Raw genomic sequence first — 16,728 nt, forward strand, 5'->3', positions numbered from 1 at the left:
GTTCGGTCAGCCAATAAGGCTCCGACCTGCGAGGATGCCCGCGGAGGCGCCTCTGACGCGACACGCCGACACACCGACACGCCGACACGCCGACACGGATCTAGGGCTATCGCGGATCGGTACACCCCGTCCCATTGAGCGTGGGCCCAACGATCGGGCCCGGAGAACACGTCAGCCTCGGGCATCCCATCCGCCATCGGGGTTAGGAACCACATTCCGGTTCACAGTCATCGTTCGACTCCCTGCTCTCGCGAGTGCCGAGGCCCGATACCTCGACGTATACCCACCACCATGGCAGCCGTTGGCCCGTGGCGCTCTACCACTCCTCCCCGTATGGCAGCCACGCGGCTCGGATGCAGGGCCCTCCTATTTGCTGCCAGATCCGAGTAAGGAGCGGACGGAAACGCAGCCATAGAGGCGTAGTTGGATGAACTTTCGGAAAACTGCCCACCCGAGCCGAACTTACCGCTACCCTCCCCGTACGGACGTGCCGCAGGGGGCTCTGCTGGAGTGAACCTCCATCAGGTGACCAGTCCCACCAGCCCTATCGATTGCGCGGAGGCACGAATTGCGGCGATGGTTCTCGGCGGCTTTGGCCGTCTTGGTCACAGTGGTGACGATGGGTGGGCAGGTCGTGGGCAGCGCTCCAGCCGCAGCCACGCCGCTGAGCGACGCCTTCACAGCGTCCCGAGACTGGGATGGTGACGGGCATCCCGATATCATCACAGTCGACCCATCTGGCGTGCTGCGTCTGTACCGCACTACCCCGGCGGGGATCGTCTCGTGGCGGGTACTCGGTGGAGACTGGAGCGAAGCCGATCAGGTCAGTCTCGTCGGGGATTTCGATGGAGACGGGAACAACGATCTCCTTGCCCGCATGCGAGGAAGCAATGAACTGTGGCTGTTCCCCGGTGACGGTTCAGGCGGATTCCTCCTGCCTTCGCGGATCGGAGTGGGATGGGGCTCGTTCAGGCAGATCTTCTCTCCAGGTGACTGGAATGGTGACGGGCACGTCGACCTCATAGCCCAAGGCACCACCGACAACGCTCTGCGCCTATACCCGGGCAACGGTACCGGCGGCTTCGGGGCACCGACATCGCTCGCGGGCACCTGGACCGCGTACTCCTCGATGGTCCCGACCGGAGACTTCGACAGCGACGGCAAGGTCGACTTCATCAGTCGGACGACAGCCGGCGCCCTGCTGCTAGTCCGTGGCAACGGAACCGGCGGAGTCGCCTCGACTGCGACTGTCGGGGGCGGCTTTTCCGCGTACAACGCGACCTTCGGGATCGGCGACTACAACGGCGACGGGAACACCGACCTAATCGGACGCCTGACCACGACCGGCGAACTCAAGTTGTTTCCGGGCAACGGCATCGGATCTTGGCTCTCGCCCTACCCGACCATCGGCGTCGGTTGGGGCGCACTGCGCTTCAACGACGCTGTTATCTCGACCCCAGCGCCTGCGGTGGCCCGCGTACCGAGCGTCCTAACTTCGCCCTCGCTGTCTGCCACGACCGAGTTGGCAGCTGCAAACGATGCGGCTCTCCAGTATCACGCGCCTGGAGCCCCGGTCGTCATCGCGGACTCCGTCAACGCTGATCTCGGCGCGGTCCTCGCGAACGCGCAGAGCGCAACACTCGTGGTCCGCGCGCCGTCCGATGGTGAGGTCCCCACGCTGACGGACCTCGCCGCCTCAGGTGCCGACGCAGTGTCATTAGTGGGTGCCGCGGCGAGCTTTCCTTCCGCGTATCGGAATGCACTGACTGGACTTGGCTACACGGTGGACGTTGACCTCACGAACCTGACTCGCTTCGATACGTCGGTCACGATCGCGCAGGACTACTACGTCAACAGCCCGCAGGTTGTCGTGGTCTCGGACACGGCAGCCGCCGAGCGCGCCCAGATGGCTACGACGTTTGCTTTGCTCAACAACGCACCACTGATCGCCTACGAATTTGCGTCTGCTGATTCGGTACTCGAGGCTGTCGGCAACTTCTTCGCCACTCAAGTATTCGTCAGTTTCGGGGCAACCGAAAGCGTTGTTGCGTCGGTGGCAACTCCCCCAGCCGGTGAACGTGAACTGACGATGAACCCAGATCAGGCCGTGCCCGACCCATGGCTCTCCATGGCTGCGGATCAGATCCGCGCCGGAGCGCACTCCCGTCTCGTGACTATGGCGCCTGCCGATCAACGCATCGCAACGGCACAAGCCGCGCTCCTGGCTACGCAGCGAGGACAGATCTTCCAACCAGTTACCGCGACGGGAAGCGACAGCCCCGGAACACGTTTCGCTTCCATGCAGCGCGGCGACGGCACAGCGCTCTACCTCGTCGGCGCAATCACCGAGGCTAACCGCAGACTGACGGTCACAAACCTCGACGACGTTGCTAGCCGAGTCGCGGCACCCAGTCTGCGGGTCACATCCATCACCCAGTCGGGAACGAACTTTACGCTCGCCCTGCAGCGCCCGACGGGCACGACCAAAGTCGAGGCCTACGACGCACTCGGCACCTTGGCTGGGAGTACGACCACCACGACCCTTTCGATCACCGGCCCGCTGTCCAACTTCCTGCTTGTCGCCTCCAATAGCGGGGGCGCTCAACTCGCAACCGCCGAATTCAGAACCAACATCGACGCAACCATCGGTGCTACTGAAGGTGTTCCCGTCTTCGGAGTAACGTCCACGGGCACGACCAGCATCACTGCGATCTCGAGCCGGGCCACGCCCAAGATGGTCTACAGGACCTGGCTCGACCCGCTTACCGGGGAAGAAGGCGAGCCTGAAGCTCTCGCACTCTCCTGCAGTAGCACCCTGTCGTTCGCGATCCCCGATACTTCATTGCAGTGGCGCTACGACATGCAGGAGTTCACCGATGGCGGCCAGATCACGTGTGGCGTGCCAGCCGCGCCTACGCCCGCGAGTTTCATCGGTGGAGTGGCTTTCCCGGCGCCGCTGCCTGCAATGGCGAGGTCCGCCGCGGAGCCTGACCTTGGAGCTGGCTGGACGTACTTCGAAAGTCAGCTGCTCGAGGGCATCACGTCAGACACAGCACGCACCACCGCGGCGGTGTGGCCGGACCTCTACATTCGCCACCAGGCTGTGCTGGAGCCCGAGTACGTCTACTCGCCCCTCCCGATCCCAGGGCTGATATGGCGGTTCGGCGGCGACCATCGGTCTCCCTACTCACCAGGGACAAGTCGCACCCAGGCAACAGCGCGCATCCGCTTCGACGTAGGGACAGTACAACTATCGCGTGTGATCGGCGAGTCCCATAGATGGACCTGCGCACCACTGATCGCCCATTACCCGTGTTGGGACGCGGCAACCGACACGGCGCCGATCAGCGACATCACAATGCCGGCCTCGGGTGTGGGGACCAACACTGCGTTCGTCCGGATGGTCACCCACTCGGCGAACCCACTCTTTCCAGGGTCGCCGGCGATCGACGCCGACGTCCGGGCGTACGTTCGGCCTGGCAACAGTTACTTCCTAATTCGTCATGACCGAATGCCTACTCACGTCCTGATGTGGGGCTTCGCCGAGAGCGATTACCACTTCTCCTACGTCGCGCGGGCAGTCGGCTTGCGCTGCCTCACAGGCCTCGGGGCCTGCACCGCGAACGTCAGGGTTCAGTTCTAGGAGTCAGCGAACCCAGGGATCCAGTTTCCTGGGTTCTCAAAAACACGCTCAACAGCGGGCGGTGTCCCCCAGATCTGGACCCCTTGATGGGATGTCAAAACGGCGAGAGTCCCTTCCACTCCTAGGTTCACCAAGGTGTAGGCGGGCTCTTCATCCCCGACGGCTCCCGAACTCAAAGCGGTGTTAACACCAACCTCAGCGACCTCCAGCTGCGTGCCGTCAGGAAACTCCACCTGGCTTCCGACGAGATTGCACGCGCTGTACTCAGGCAAATGCAGTTCCTCGACCCCCACCGTGAGCGGTTGGGAGGAGCACGGCACCATGTCCTCCCAACCAGGCTCAATCCTCAGGTTCGGGTCGGAACAGGCTGTCGCTGAAGCAGCAACCAGCACGCACGTGACACCGCTATACAGAAATGCGCGCAGGCGCATGCTAGCCCCTTCAGTTGCCGGTGCCGCGACTCTACTGGCATCACCGACATACTTGGCGAAGGTACGACTCGCCTATGAGGCAGGCCGTGCCGCTCGATCCCCGCGAGCCGGGGTGTCAGGGCAGCACCTCGATCGAGCACGCCCGCAAGGTATGGCCCAAGTCTCACATCCTTGGTTCTGAGACACCTGCCGGTGAGACACAGGACAGCTGTGGCTTGCGTCGTTATATGGCGGGGTTCTATCGGAGTTGTGTGGCGGCCGGGTCAGCTGACGCCGATGGCGAGGGTGCTCGCGGTGCTACCGGGCCCGGCCCAGGTGCTTCACATACGCAACCGGTCAACCCGCGTCAGGCGTTGTGAGGCTGGATGACGATCTTGCCGGTGGCGTGGCCGCTCTCGACCGCAGCAATGGCTTCGCCCGCGTCCTCCAGCGGGTAGAGGGCCGAGACGTTGGGGTCGACGAGGTTGTATTCGATGACGCCGGTGATCTTCTCCAGTGCCTCGGTGGTGCGCTTCAGGGGACTGCCGCCGAGCTCGGTGACGGTGTCGGGGTCGGCGGCGGAGATGATCCTGGCCGGGTCGGTGACGAGTCCGGCGACCTGACGCAGGGCATCGCCACCGACGAGGTCCAGGATCAGGTCTACCCCCTCGGGGGCGATCTGGCGCACCTGGTCGGCGACATTTGCACCGGAGGGGATGAACGTTGCTCCGGTGGCTTGAACGATCTCGCGCTTGGCCTGCGAGGCGATGCCGATGACGGTGAACTGGTGGACCTTGCCGATCTGGGCGGCCATGAGTCCGACACCGCCGCCGGCCCCGAGGATGAGGAGCTGCTGGCCGGGCTCGAGCTCGATCTGGTGGGTGGCGTCGTAGGCGGTGGCCCCGGCGACGGGGATGGTGGCCGCGTCGGCGAAGGCGATCTCGTCCGGCTTGGCCACGGCATCGGTAGCGCGCACGAGGGTGTCCTCGGCGAAGGCGCCGTAGTCCGGGACCACAGGGCCGAGGATCTCGTCGCCCACGGCGAAGCTTTCGACTCCCTCACCGAGGGCGGTGACGACACCGGAGACCTCCTGACCCATGGGGGCCGGCAACGGCTGGTCCCGACGGTAGCGGCCGGTGCGGATCTTGTAGTCGACGGGGTTGACACCGGCGGCGCGGACCCGCACAGCGAGCTCACCGGGGCCGGGCTGCGGCGCTGGACGGTCGATGAGTGCCTGGGTCTCGGGGCCGCCGAAGTCGGTAAATACGTACACCTTGGACATGGGGTTCTTCTCCTTCTGCTGTGTGTTCGAAGCCGGTGAGACAGGTGCGGCCAACAGCCGCTGAGTTCGCTGCGCGGGGATGGCCGGTCAGGCGGCGGTGGGAGGTTCGTCCTGGCCAGCGGCCTCGGCCGCGTCGGCTTCTTCCTTGGTGGGGTAGGCGCCGTCGGCCGCGTGCTCGGGCGGGGAGTAGATGGTGTAGAGCACGAGCGGCTCGTCACCGGTGTTGCGGAAGTTGTGCCGGGCGCCGGCGGGGACGGCGCACTGGTCACCGGCCTCGATCGGGTGGGTATGGCCGTTGAGGTCGGCCTGACCGGCCCCGCTGACGAAGGTCAGGATCTGGTCGGTGTGCTCGTGGACCTCCTCACCGATCTCGCCACCGGCGGGGATCGTCATGATGACGATCTGGGCGTGCTGGCCGGTCCACAGCACCCGGCGGAAGTCGGGATTGTCCTGGGCGACCCGCGCGATGGTGAAGTGCTCGACGTTGCCCTCGATGGTGAAGTGTTCTTCGTTACTCATGATTCCTCCTGTTGTGGTTGTGCCGGGCTTACCCGGCGGTGATACATCCGCGCCTGGCCGGGACGGTGGATGAGGCGTCCCGGCCGGGGTAGAGGGTCAGGACCGGACCGCAGCTGGGATCGGTGCGGCGGTAACTGGCGCGGAAGGTGTCGCCGTGGTGCTGGTGGTGTCCTGGTGGCGGCGCAGCAAGCGCATGGCGTTGACGATCACGACCAGGACCGAGGCTTCGTGGACGAGCATCCCGATGGACATGGTCACTCCGCCGAGCAGCACTCCGGCCAACAGCACGGCCACGGTGATCAGGGCGATGGTGATGTTCTGGCGCATGTTGTTCACGGTGCGCCGGGCCAGGCCGATCGCTTCGGGGAGCTTGAGCAGGTTGTCGCCCATGAGGGCGATGTCGGCGGTCTCTACGGCCACGGCCGAGCCGGCCGCACCCATGGCTACGCCGATATCGGCGGTGGCCAGGGCCGGGGCGTCGTTGACGCCGTCACCGACCATGGCCACGACGTGACCCTGACGCTGCAGGTCGGCCACCGCGTCGAGCTTGTCCTCGGGCAGCAGACCCGCCCGGATCTCATCGACCCCGATCGCCCGGCCGACGGCGTCGGCCACGAGCGGGGCATCGCCGGTGAGCATGACCACCTTCTTCACCCCGGCCTCGTGCAGGCGGGCGACCATCTCCGCGGCGTCGGCGCGCACCTCATCGGCGACGGCGACCACACCGGCCACCGTCTCGTCGAGCGCCACGATCATCGCGGTGCGCCCGGCGGCCGCGAGCTCATCAGCCACCTGCCCGGCGCCGACGGTGTCGGCGATGCCGTACTGCTCGAGCAGGGCCAGGTTGCCGATCAGGACCCGGTGTCCGCCGGTGGTGGCGGTGATGCCCTTGCCGGGCACGGGCTCGGTGACCTCGGGCAGGCCCGGGGTGGCCACCCCCTCTGCGGCTGCGGCGTCCAGGATGGGACGGGCGAGGGGGTGTTCGGAGCCGGCCTCGGCCCGGGCGGCCCAGGTCAGCACCTGACTGCGGTCCATGGTCGGGTCCAGGACGACGACGTCGGTCAGGTGGGGGCGGCCTTTGGTCAGGGTGCCGGTCTTGTCGACTGCGACGGCGGTGATCTTGCCGGAGGTTTCCAGGTACTCCCCGCCCTTGATCAGGATGCCGTCCTTGGCGGCCCGGCCGATGCCGGCGACGATGGAGACGGGGATGGAGATGACCAGCGCGCCGGGGCAGCCGATAACCAGCAGGGTCAGCCCGAGGACGACGTCACCGGTGAGCAGGCCCACCACGAGGGCCAGGACCATGATGGCCGGGGTGTACCAGGCGGAGAACCGGTCCATGAACTGGGCGGTCTTGGCCTTGGCGTCCTGGGCGTCCTCCACGCGGTGGATGATGCGGGCCAGGGTGGTGTCGGCGCCGATTCCGGTGGCCAGCACCTGGAGAAACCCGCCCTTGGCGACGGTGCCGGCGAAGACGTGGTCGCCCTTGGACTTCTCCACGGGGATGGACTCTCCGGTGATGGAGGCCTCGTCCAGGGCGCCGGTGCCGGCGACGACCTCGCCGTCGACGGGGACCTTGGCGCCGTTCTTGACCAGGACGATCTCGCCCATGGCCACCGAGGCGGCAGGGACTTCGACCTGCTCACCGTCACGCATGACCACGGCGACGTCGGGGGCGACGGCGACCAGCTCGGCTAGCGCCGAGCGGGTCTTGTTGAGTGTGGCTGACTCAAGGGCGTGGCCGATGGCGAAGAGGAAGGTCACCGCGGCGGCCTCCCAGTACTCCCCGATGATGACCGCACCGATCGCGGCGACGGAGACCAGCAGGTCGATGCCGATGACCCGGGCCATCAGCGCGCGGGCGGCCTTGGTCACGATCGGGGTACCTGCGACCACGGCGGCGGCCACCATGAAGGAGTTGCTCCAGGCATCGGACCCCAGGACGCGGGCCACAAAGAAGGAGATGAGGATCAACGTGCCCGAGAGGACCGGGATCGTCCACCTGCCGTACCACCACTGCTGCAGCTTGTTCATCGCTGTTCGACCTTCCTATAACTGTCCAACCCCAGTTCGAGGTGCTGACAACGACGTTACGAAGATCGGCACCGGGCAACCATGACCGGCGTCAATCAACCGCAGACCCGTCCGTGTACCGCCGCCGGGGCTGCTCCAGCGTGCTGGCACAATGAAGAGCGTCACCGCCGAGTTGATCGGCGGTGACGCTCAGCTGGTCTGGCTCAGAATGCGGGCGGACGAGCCACGTAGCCTTGGCCCGCGGGCGCCCATGACCACACCCCAGTCCGCGGGGCCCGTGGGGCCGGGTGTCACGCGCATGGCGGGACGGCTCCGTCAGGTTCGCCTGGTTGCCAGTTCCTCCACCATCAGGCCCAGACCGCTACCGAGCATGAAGACGTCCCGAGCGATCCCCATGCCAGCCGGCGCTGGACGGATTCCGTCATCACGGGTGAACCCTGGCGTCTTGAGGTACACGGCCATCAATGCGGCCGAGAATCCACTCAGGCCGGCCGCGGCCACCCGGGTGGGTACCACCGGGGCTAGCAGCGCCGTGCCCAGAGCGATCTCGAAGGTCGACAACGCCTTCCCGAAGCGGACCGGGTCCATCTTCTTCAAGAACGGGAACGCGTTGGCGGCCTGGTCCCGCAACCCCGTTGCCCCTTCGAGGTCCAATGACCGCTTCGTGATTCCGGTGTTCAATATGAAGGCCCCGCTCGCCAGGCGCGGCGGGACATGGTGAAGCTTGACGCTCATAGCAATCTCTCCTGAGTTCTTGGGACGTGGGTCTACCAGCGGTTCACACGTGAAAATGCAGCGGGCAGGCTTCCCCTGATCATTGACGGGCCCGGCGGCCCGGTCCGGCCCTGATGGGTGGCGGGATGACGCCCGGGCAGTGCGCTCGCGCTTGGTCTGGGCACCGCCTCGACGTCCCCGGTCGCCCTAGTGGAGGCGGTCCTACCTGTCCTCCGAGATAACGCTTGCGGTAACGCCGGCACCGCCGACGGTCACCAGGATGTCCTCGACGTCCAAGCGTCGGGGGTCGTAGTCGACGTCAACCCGGTGCGAGTGCAGATCGATGTGCACGGCCGGCACACCCGGAAGACGCTTCAGGTGCCGGTTGATGTCGGTGGCGCACGAGGGGCAGAACAACTCACCCAGGCGCAGCTGCAGGTGCGCCGCCTGTGCCATGACGCTCACTGTCCTTCTCCTTGGCGCGGCGGGCGTCAGAACGCGGCAGGCTTGGCGACGTACCCGGCCTTGCCCACAGCGGCGATCAGGTCCTCGACGCTGGCCTTGGCCGGGTCGTGGTCGACCTCGATGCGCGCGGAGGCGAACTGGACCTTCACGGCGCTGACGCCGTCCAGGCGTCCGACACGCTTCTCGATCTTCGCCACGCAGGAGGGGCAGGAGAAGCCTTCGGCGCGCAGGGTCGTGTGGGTGGTGGTGGGAGCGGTGGTGCTCATGGCGTGTCCCTTCCTTCTCTGACGAGGTCTCACCCTTCTTGGGTGCTGACTACGACGTTACGAGCGGGCCAGGAACCGAACCATGACGTGCATCAATCAACCGCAGCAGACGTGAGAGAGTCCTCGCCCCTCAGGCACTGGCGGCCACGGTGGCGAGCAGACGGTCGCCGTCCAGGATGGCGGTCCATCTGCGGCCGGAGTCGATGATGCCGTCCTTGCGGAGCTGGCTCATTACCCGGGAGACGGACTCCGGTGTCGAGCCGGTCATGCCGGCCAGGTCAGTGCGAGACAGCGGCAACTGGATCAATGTGCCACCAGAGGCACTGTCCTGCCCGAACTTCTCGGCCAGGCGCAACAGCGTGGTCGCTACCCGCTGGGCGACGGTGGCGGTGGATTGCGCGGTGACGTCCGCACGCGCTTGCGCTAGCAGCGCGGTGACGTCGTCCACCACCCGTAGGGCGACCTCGGGGTGTTGCGTCATGACATCGCGGAAGGCGCGTGTGTCGATGCGTAACGCGCAGGTGGTGGTCAGGGCGCGAACGGTTTCGGGGTAGGTGGGCTGGCCCAGGGTGTGCATGCCTCCGAAGAGATCGCCAGGGGCCAGGAGATCGACGACGACGTCCTGGCCGTTCGGGGTCGGGCGGGAGACCTTGGCGCGCCCAGCTGCCATGACATAGAGATGTTCGGCCACGTCGCCGGCTGTGTAGAGCGGGTCGTCCTCAGCCCAGGACAGCGAGACCATGCGGTGGTCGATACCGACAAGATCCTCGTGGGACAGACCGGCGAAGAGCGGCACCTGGCCGAGAACCTTCATGCGTACCGGCAATGGACAGTGATGGGGCTGGGCGCAGGTAGTCCGCAGCGGGACTCGCCGTCGGCCAGCCGCGCCGGTAACGAAATTGACCGGCGAGGATGCACCGTGCGATGCGGCGGAGCCGGGTTCGCTGCTCACGATTGCCTCCTGAAAGTGATGCTAGATGCGCCGAGACGAATAAGCACGTGCTTCGTCTCATTATTGGTAGCCGTAATGGTCAGGCGAGCGTGTATTCGCCCGCCTCCTGCACGGCTGCCTCGATGGCCGAGCGGTCCAGCTCGACGTCGTCCTTGTGCTTAAGGATGATGCGCGAGTCGCCGTCGGGAATGATCTCGGTGGCGACGGCCCCGATACCTGCCACGAGATAGAGCCTGTCCTTGATGGCCCGCGCATCCTCGGCTGTGGTCATGCCGGCGACGGTGTAGATAGTGCTGATCATGCCCTGCTCCTGTCAGATCCGGCCGTTGAACGCCTGCATCGCGGCGTCCTCACGGGTGCCGCCACGACCGTCACCGTACGCGGCGTAGTCGGTGATCCACTCGATGGACTTGATCCACTTGACCATCTTGTACCCATGGTTCGACTCCACCCGCAGCCGCAGCGGCGCGCCCAGATGCACCTCCAACGGGTGGTCGTTGCGCTCGTACGCCAGGATCGTGTCGTCCTCGGCGACCGTGTCGAGGTCCAGCACCGCGTAGAACGGTTCCCGCGGCCGGTGGTCCCACATCTCCTGGGCCAGGCCGTGGGAGGTGATCATCACGTAGTTGGCACCCTCCGGGGGAGGTCCGAGGACCTCGAGGAGGTCACGGAGCCGGACGCCGGCCCATTTGGAGGTGGCCGACCAGCCCTGCATGCAGGTGTGGACCGCGATGTACTCGGTCTTCGGGAGCTGACGCAAGTCCCCCAGGCTCAGCTGCAGCGTCTTACCGCTCAGCTCACCACCGAGCTCGAGGCGCCAGTCACGGAAGCCGCTGTCCCGGTGGGCGAGCCACTCCGTGGACTCGTCCTTGGTCGGCGGGAGCCCGTTGGTCCAGTGGAACTCCGAGATGTCCTTCTCGGTGTAAGTACTCTGGCGTCCCATGCGGGGCTTCATCCAGTTCAGGGTGACCTTGCGGATCGGCTCAGTCAGCGCCACGAGCACGCGCTGGGAGCGCGGGCGGTCGGCCAGCGTGAGGTAGCTCAGAGCGATCCACAAGCCGATCACGACGACGATCGTGGCGATCGCGATGGTGAAGGCCTGCGCGTATCGGGCGGTGTCGGTGACACCGAAGACCATGTGCGGCAGGTTGTACTCGGGGTGGACCAAGAACACCAGACCGATGTGCATCACGATGAAAATGCTCATCAGGACCATGCCGATGAAGTGCAGCGAACGAGCGCCCTGGTGCCCACCCCACAGCTTCACGTACCAGGGGAAGCGCGAACGCACGGCCGGGGACATCGCGATACCCGTCAGGATCAGCAACGGCGCCAAGATGAAGACGACGCCGGTGTAGGTGAGCATCTGCAGCGCGTCGTAGGGCTGGAAATGCTCGATCGACGGCACGCCGAAACCGAGGTAGATCCGCATGGACTCCCACGCCTCAGGGAACACATCCCACGAGGTCGGCACGATCCGCCGCCACAGACCGGTGCCGAACAGCAGGACGACGTAAAGCAGGCCGTTGATCAACCACAGCGTCACTCCCAATCCGTGCCAGTGCCGCCCCAGCCCGATGTTCTTCTTCCCCGGCAAGGTCAGCAGCGGGCTGGCGGACCGCTCGTCCATGAGGGAGGTGTAGACGCCCTCCTCCTTCGGCAGCTCCCGGCGGGTGAACTTGATCCACTCAGTGCCCGGCTTGGAGTCATTGCGCCACCACAGGCGGGGCAGCGAGGCGAGAATTTCCCACCCGCTGCGCAGCACAATCCCCATTAGGACAAAGTTGAGCAGGTGTGTAGCCCGCAGCCAGAGCGGGAAATCCGGGTCCAAGAATGCCTCCATAGATCGTCGCCGGCTGTAGCCGCGCCTGTCCTCGCCATACTAAGCCGCCCACCTATCCCGGGCATCTACGGGCTGCTCGATGCCGGTCCGCTGCCATCGGTCGGATCCCGTGCTGGCCTTCCACGGCAGGCTGCGGTGGGAGCTTTGGTGCGGGAGCCCAGACGTAGATGCTCGGAGAGCCGCCCTGTGCCCCGCGCTCGCATCGGAATCGGACAGAGGGAGTGGAACTCAACCCAGCGGCACACCCTGTGCGGCCATGGGAAAGGTTCGGGGTCGATGGGCTGGCCGTCGATGTGGACGGCGTACTGCAGGTGGTAGCAGCAGGCGAAGTTCCCGGCGTCGCCAACCAGGGCGATGACTAGCCGCAGGCGGCCCCCGAAGTCGGTGCCGTAGTGAAACATGCCGCCCAATAACTTGCGGGGCCCGAAACGTGAGGTGATCGGTGCATCCAGCGGCGCGGGCCGTCACCGAAGCGCTGGTGCCCCAACACCCCAACGCTCGGGCAGCCGTCGCTGCCTGCATGGCCAGAGTCCTCAGCGAGGTCGACGGCAGGCCCCTGACGTTCCACGGGCCATCAGCGATCCGCACTTCTCTTGGCAGCCACGACGCACCACTCGCAGTCTGCTGTACGTAATCGAACGATTCTGCTACAGCGACGACGAGGGTGTGTCACCCCGTTCGGGGTGGTTGACGCTTCGCGGTTCCCGGCTCACGCCGTTTGTAGCGGAACTCAGTGCCGGAATCTATGGTTCGATACTTCCCGGGCTGGATGAGTATCGCTACAGTCAGTGCCATGGGGCACCTCCTTGGCTATGCGCGCGTGTCGACCACCGATCAGGACGCCTCGCTGCAGATCGATGCGCTGAACGCGGCTGGCTGCTATCGGGTCTTCGTTGACACCATCTCCGGCTCGCTCGATCATCGTCCCGAGCTGGAGAAGCTGATGGACCAGCTCCGCCCGGGTGACACCCTGGTGGTGTGGCGGCTGGATCGGTTGGGTCGTTCGATCCGGCATCTCATTGACCAGTTGCAGATCCTGTCCGACCACGGCGTGGGGTTCCGCTCCCTGCAGGAGACGATCGACACGACCTCCTCGGGCGGACGGCTGGTGTTCCATGTCTTCGCCGCGCTGGCTGAGTTCGAGCGCGACCTGATCCGTGAGCGCACCAACGCCGGACTGGCAGCCGCACGGGCACGGGGCCGGACCGGTGGGCGGCCCTCGTCGCTGTCACCCGCCCAGGTCAAGGCGGCCCGGCGCATGTATGAGCAGAACGAGATGACCGTGGCGCAGATCGGTGACGTGCTGGGAGTCAGTCGCACCACCATCTACCGAGCGCTGAACCGCCAGAGCGCCTCAGCGGTCGCACCACGGCGGCCGAGAAGCGCCGTGTAAGTCCATGGACGCGGCCGGGCGCTGGCAGATCCTCAGGCTCCACGTCGAGGACCAGGTCCCGCTCGCTGCCCTCGCCCGCGACTCCGGCATTGGACTGCGCACCCTGGAGCGCTGGCACTCCCGCTACCGCACCAGCGGGTACGCCGGCCTGGACACACGGCGACGCTCTGATGCAGGCAGGCACCGCCTGCCCGGCGAGCTCGTGGCGTTGATCGAGGGCCTGGCGCTGAGCAAGCCTCGGCCGGCGACCGTCACGATCCAGCGCAAGGTGAGCAGCGTCTGCGACCAGCAGGACTGGCCGGTGCCGTCCTATGGAGTGGTGCGGACATCGTCGACGCGCTGGACCCGGGCATGGTCACCCTCGCCCTGGAGGGACCGGCGTCCTACCGGGACAAGTACGAGCTTGCGCTGCGCCGGCAGGCCGAGCGGCCCAACGCGATGTGGCAGGCCGACCACACCATGCTCGACATCCTCGTGGTGGGCACCGACGGCAAATCAGCCCGACCCTGGCTGACCACGATCATCGATGACTGCTCCCGCGCGATCTGCGGCTATGCCGTCTTCCTTGGCGCGCCCTCGGCGATGAACACCGCGCTGGCGCTGCGTCAGGCGATCTGGCACAAGACCGACCCGAGCTGGCCGATGTGCGGTCTCCCGGACGTGCTGTACGTCGACCACGGGAGTGACTTCATCAGCCGCCAGCTCGCCCGCACCGCCGTAGACCTGCACATCAGGCTGATCCATTCCACTGTCGGACGTCCTCAGGGACGCGGCAAGATCGAGCGGTTCTTCGGCACCGTCAACACAGAACTGCTCGTCGAGTTGCCCGGATACATCGCCGACGGCCGCCCCGCCCCCACGCCAAATCTCTCCCTGACCGAGCTCGACACCGCCCTGGAGCGCTTCGTCGCCATCTACAACGATCGCACGCACAGCGAGATCGGAACCTCGCCCCGCAGCGCGTGGATCGCCAAGGGCTGGCTGCCCCGCATGCCCGAGAGCCTGGAGAAGCTCGACGGGCTGCTGCTCACGGTCGCCCAGTCCAGGGTGGTGCGGCGCGATGGCATCCGCTTCCAGGGGCTGCGCTACGTCTCCCCGACCCTGGCCGGCTACGTCGGGCGCTCGGTGGTGATCCGTTATGACCCGCGCGACATCACCGAGATCCGCGTCTTCGATCACGACGAGTTCCTCTGCAAGGCCGTCAACCAGGATCACCACGACCAGAAGGTCAGCCTCAAAGAGATCCAGGCAGCCCGGAACGCTCGCCGCCGGGCCCTGCGCCAGGGCATCAACGAACGAATCGCTGTCGTGGCCGCACACACCACCGAGGAGCCACCGGAGACCGAGACGCCGGCACCGGCGCCGCGGCGGAAGTTGAAAGTCTACAAGGAGGACCTGAGGTGAGCCAGCGCTTCATCGTAACCAAAGAGCACCGCCGCTTCATCGAGTTCGCCGACGCCGTACGGCGCGGGCACACCATCGGCCTGTGCTTCGGCCCCGCCGGCGTGGGCAAGACTCTCTCCGCGCGCCGCTACGCCCACTGGGAGAAAGCACACGACCTGCTGACCTACTGGGGCCCGCGCACCGACAGCGACGCCAAGATCTACGCCGCGCTGGCCAGGAGCCGCACTGTGCTCTACACCCCCAGCGTGCTCACCACACCACGGGCACTGAAGGAGGAACTCGACGAGGCGATCTCCCGTACCAACATCTGCATCGAGCAGCACCTCGCACCGGCCGGCGAGGTCACGCCGACGACGTGGGGCTGGCGGCACGGCAGGAACTACGTGCAGCTGGTCATCGTCGACGAGTCCGAACGGCTCCGCCCCGCAGCACTGGAGCTGCTGCGCGATCGCTACGACCGCGACGACATCGCCCTGGTTCTGATCGGCATGCCCGGCCTGGAGAAGCAGTTCACCCACTACCCCCAGTTCTATAGCCGGGTCGGCTTCGCCCACCAATACCGTCCCCTGGGCAAGGACGAACTGCTCTTCGTCCTGCAGCGCCACTGGCGAACCCTCGGCAAGACCCTCGACACCGAGGACTTCACCGATGCGCAAGCCATCGCCACCATCGCGCGCATTACCCGCGGCAACTTCCGGCTGCTCGAGCGCCTCTTCCCCCAGATCGAGCGCGTCCTGAAGATCAACGAACTCGACACCATCACCAACGATGTCATCGAAGCAGCCGCCAGCACCCTCGTCGTCGGCATCACCAACTGAAACCGCCACGAAGCATCGACAGAACACCGCCATTTGCCAGCGAAAGTCACACGGACAGCACTCCATGGAGCCGGATCTACGGCTCACAAGTCGGCGCGAATCTCCGCGCGTCTACCAGGGTTAGTGAGCCGACTTCTGCGACGCTGATTGGATGACCGTCGTCGGATACGCCCGAGTGAGCACCGATCACCAACAGCTGGCCGCCCAGGAAGACCTGCTCCGCACCCAAGGATGCGAACGGATATTCACCGACACCATGTCCGGGGCGCGCGAAGACCGGCCCGGCCTGACCCAACTCGTGGACTACGTCCGTCCTGGGGACACCGTCGTCGTGGTCGCCCTCGACCGGCTCGGCCGGTCCCTTACAGGAGTGATCCGCACCATCGAGACACTGACCGAAGCCGGCGTGCTGCTGCGCTCGGTGCGTGAGGGCATCGACTACTCCACCCCGACCGGGCGCATGCTCGCCGGCATCTTCGCCGCCCTCGCCGAATACGAACGCGAACTCATGCACGAACGCGCCGCCGCCGCCCGCGCGGCCGCCCGGGCCCGTGGCCGACACACCGGCCGCCCACCACGCCTCACCGAAGACCAGGTACGCCAAGTCCGCGCACTGCGCGACGGCGGCGAATCCATCACCGACCTCACCCGCAGCTTCGGCGTCTCCCGCGCGACCATCTACCGGGCCCTCAACCGCGCCGACCTCAACATCGTCGAGCTAGAGACCGCCGCGGCGCTAGGGGTAGGACGATGACGGGTGAGAACCTGCCGATGCCAGCCAACTACCCCGAGCTGCTCGAGGAACTCAAACGCACCGTGGTTTGCGGGATGACTGGCGCGTCCCGCATGACGCACCATCACCGGGCACTTTCTCGGGCCAGTCTTGAGGACACTCGACCTGGGTGCGCCCGATGAACCTGCTCTATTCCCGCGACAGGTTCGTCCTATGGACAGCCCGGATCTGCCGGAGATCCGCGTGGTGCAC

At 66.1% G+C, this 16,728-nt stretch carries 14 protein-coding genes and 1 pseudogene; 6 read left to right on the plus strand and 9 right to left on the minus strand.

Going from position 1 to position 16,728, the window contains the following annotated elements:
- Positions 1 to 619: 619 nt before the first annotated feature.
- Positions 620 to 3,643 carry an FG-GAP repeat domain-containing protein gene (locus GKS42_RS22080; RefSeq protein ID WP_154795778.1) on the plus strand — a complete coding sequence of 1,008 codons (3,024 nt, stop codon included), beginning with the start codon at positions 620 to 622 and terminating at the stop codon, positions 3,641 to 3,643.
- Positions 3,644 to 4,420: 777 nt separating this feature from the next.
- Here GKS42_RS22080 and GKS42_RS22085 read toward each other — a convergent pair.
- The 9 genes from GKS42_RS22085 to GKS42_RS22125 all read right to left on the minus strand — a co-directional run bounded on the left by GKS42_RS22085 (position 4,421) and on the right by GKS42_RS22125 (position 12,116).
- The gene (locus tag GKS42_RS22085) at positions 4,421 to 5,335 is read right to left on the minus strand and encodes an NADP-dependent oxidoreductase (RefSeq protein WP_154795779.1); all 915 of its coding nucleotides are present in this window, start codon (positions 5,333 to 5,335) and stop codon (positions 4,421 to 4,423) included.
- Between the two features lie 87 nt (positions 5,336 to 5,422).
- Entirely contained in the window at positions 5,423 to 5,854 is a 432-nt protein-coding gene (locus GKS42_RS22090; protein WP_154795780.1) for a cupin domain-containing protein, read from the minus strand.
- Positions 5,855 to 5,950: 96 nt separating this feature from the next.
- Positions 5,951 to 7,888: a heavy metal translocating P-type ATPase gene (locus GKS42_RS22095; RefSeq protein WP_154795781.1), complete on the minus strand. Its 1,938-nt coding sequence runs from the start codon at positions 7,886 to 7,888 to the stop codon at positions 5,951 to 5,953.
- A gap of 315 nt (positions 7,889 to 8,203) precedes the next feature.
- Complete coding sequence (locus tag GKS42_RS22100; protein ID WP_154795782.1) at positions 8,204 to 8,623, minus strand: hypothetical protein; 420 nt, start codon at positions 8,621 to 8,623, stop codon at positions 8,204 to 8,206.
- A gap of 201 nt (positions 8,624 to 8,824) precedes the next feature.
- The gene (locus tag GKS42_RS22105) at positions 8,825 to 9,058 is read right to left on the minus strand and encodes a heavy-metal-associated domain-containing protein (RefSeq protein WP_232848133.1); all 234 of its coding nucleotides are present in this window, start codon (positions 9,056 to 9,058) and stop codon (positions 8,825 to 8,827) included.
- Between the two features lie 35 nt (positions 9,059 to 9,093).
- Positions 9,094 to 9,333 carry a heavy-metal-associated domain-containing protein gene (locus GKS42_RS22110; protein ID WP_154795784.1) on the minus strand — a complete coding sequence of 80 codons (240 nt, stop codon included), beginning with the start codon at positions 9,331 to 9,333 and terminating at the stop codon, positions 9,094 to 9,096.
- Positions 9,334 to 9,463: 130 nt separating this feature from the next.
- The gene (locus GKS42_RS22115) at positions 9,464 to 10,285 is read right to left on the minus strand and encodes a Crp/Fnr family transcriptional regulator (RefSeq protein WP_232847796.1); all 822 of its coding nucleotides are present in this window, start codon (positions 10,283 to 10,285) and stop codon (positions 9,464 to 9,466) included.
- Positions 10,286 to 10,364: 79 nt separating this feature from the next.
- Complete coding sequence (locus tag GKS42_RS22120) at positions 10,365 to 10,586, minus strand: hypothetical protein (RefSeq protein ID WP_154795785.1); 222 nt, start codon at positions 10,584 to 10,586, stop codon at positions 10,365 to 10,367.
- 12 nt (positions 10,587 to 10,598) lie between these two features.
- Positions 10,599 to 12,116: a molybdopterin-dependent oxidoreductase gene (locus tag GKS42_RS22125; protein ID WP_290368036.1), complete on the minus strand. Its 1,518-nt coding sequence runs from the start codon at positions 12,114 to 12,116 to the stop codon at positions 10,599 to 10,601.
- Between the two features lie 805 nt (positions 12,117 to 12,921).
- On the opposite strand from GKS42_RS22125, the gene GKS42_RS22130 reads away from it, so the two are divergent.
- The 5 genes and pseudogenes from GKS42_RS22130 (at position 12,922) to GKS42_RS22145 (ending at position 16,497) form a co-directional block, all read left to right on the plus strand.
- Positions 12,922 to 13,521 (plus strand): recombinase family protein, encoded by a 600-nt coding sequence (locus GKS42_RS22130; RefSeq protein WP_154795787.1) that lies wholly within the window; start codon positions 12,922 to 12,924, stop codon positions 13,519 to 13,521.
- 4 nt (positions 13,522 to 13,525) lie between these two features.
- A pseudogene (locus tag GKS42_RS27045) lies at positions 13,526 to 13,660 on the plus strand (helix-turn-helix domain-containing protein); the annotation flags it as partial.
- 212 nt (positions 13,661 to 13,872) lie between these two features.
- On the plus strand, positions 13,873 to 14,925 hold the full coding sequence (locus GKS42_RS22135) for a Mu transposase C-terminal domain-containing protein (protein ID WP_435529650.1): 1,053 nt from the start codon (positions 13,873 to 13,875) through the stop codon (positions 14,923 to 14,925).
- Complete coding sequence (locus GKS42_RS22140) at positions 14,922 to 15,743, plus strand: AAA family ATPase (RefSeq protein ID WP_154795788.1); 822 nt, start codon at positions 14,922 to 14,924, stop codon at positions 15,741 to 15,743. The genes GKS42_RS22135 and GKS42_RS22140 overlap by 4 nt, the downstream gene beginning before the upstream one ends.
- A gap of 151 nt (positions 15,744 to 15,894) precedes the next feature.
- Positions 15,895 to 16,497, plus strand: a complete 603-nt coding sequence (locus tag GKS42_RS22145; protein ID WP_154795789.1) for a recombinase family protein — start codon at positions 15,895 to 15,897, stop codon at positions 16,495 to 16,497.
- Positions 16,498 to 16,728 lie beyond the last annotated feature (231 nt).

Origin of the sequence: Occultella kanbiaonis, assembly GCF_009708215.1 — a bacterium.
Taxonomy (GTDB): Bacteria; Actinomycetota; Actinomycetes; order Actinomycetales; family Beutenbergiaceae; genus Occultella; species Occultella kanbiaonis.

Coding starts and splice junctions, on each gene's coding strand:
- GKS42_RS22080 (WP_154795778.1), top strand. CDS start 620: ATGGGTGGGCAGGTCGTGGGCAGCGCTCCAGCCGCAGCCACGCCGCTG.
- GKS42_RS22085 (WP_154795779.1), bottom strand. CDS start 5,335: ATGTCCAAGGTGTACGTATTTACCGACTTCGGCGGCCCCGAGACCCAG.
- GKS42_RS22090 (WP_154795780.1), bottom strand. CDS start 5,854: ATGAGTAACGAAGAACACTTCACCATCGAGGGCAACGTCGAGCACTTC.
- GKS42_RS22095 (WP_154795781.1), bottom strand. CDS start 7,888: ATGAACAAGCTGCAGCAGTGGTGGTACGGCAGGTGGACGATCCCGGTC.
- GKS42_RS22100 (WP_154795782.1), bottom strand. CDS start 8,623: ATGAGCGTCAAGCTTCACCATGTCCCGCCGCGCCTGGCGAGCGGGGCC.
- GKS42_RS22105 (WP_232848133.1), bottom strand. CDS start 9,058: ATGGCACAGGCGGCGCACCTGCAGCTGCGCCTGGGTGAGTTGTTCTGC.
- GKS42_RS22110 (WP_154795784.1), bottom strand. CDS start 9,333: ATGAGCACCACCGCTCCCACCACCACCCACACGACCCTGCGCGCCGAA.
- GKS42_RS22120 (WP_154795785.1), bottom strand. CDS start 10,586: ATGATCAGCACTATCTACACCGTCGCCGGCATGACCACAGCCGAGGAT.
- GKS42_RS22130 (WP_154795787.1), top strand. CDS start 12,922: ATGGGGCACCTCCTTGGCTATGCGCGCGTGTCGACCACCGATCAGGAC.
- GKS42_RS22135 (WP_435529650.1), top strand. CDS start 13,873: ATGGTCACCCTCGCCCTGGAGGGACCGGCGTCCTACCGGGACAAGTAC.
- GKS42_RS22145 (WP_154795789.1), top strand. CDS start 15,895: ATGACCGTCGTCGGATACGCCCGAGTGAGCACCGATCACCAACAGCTG.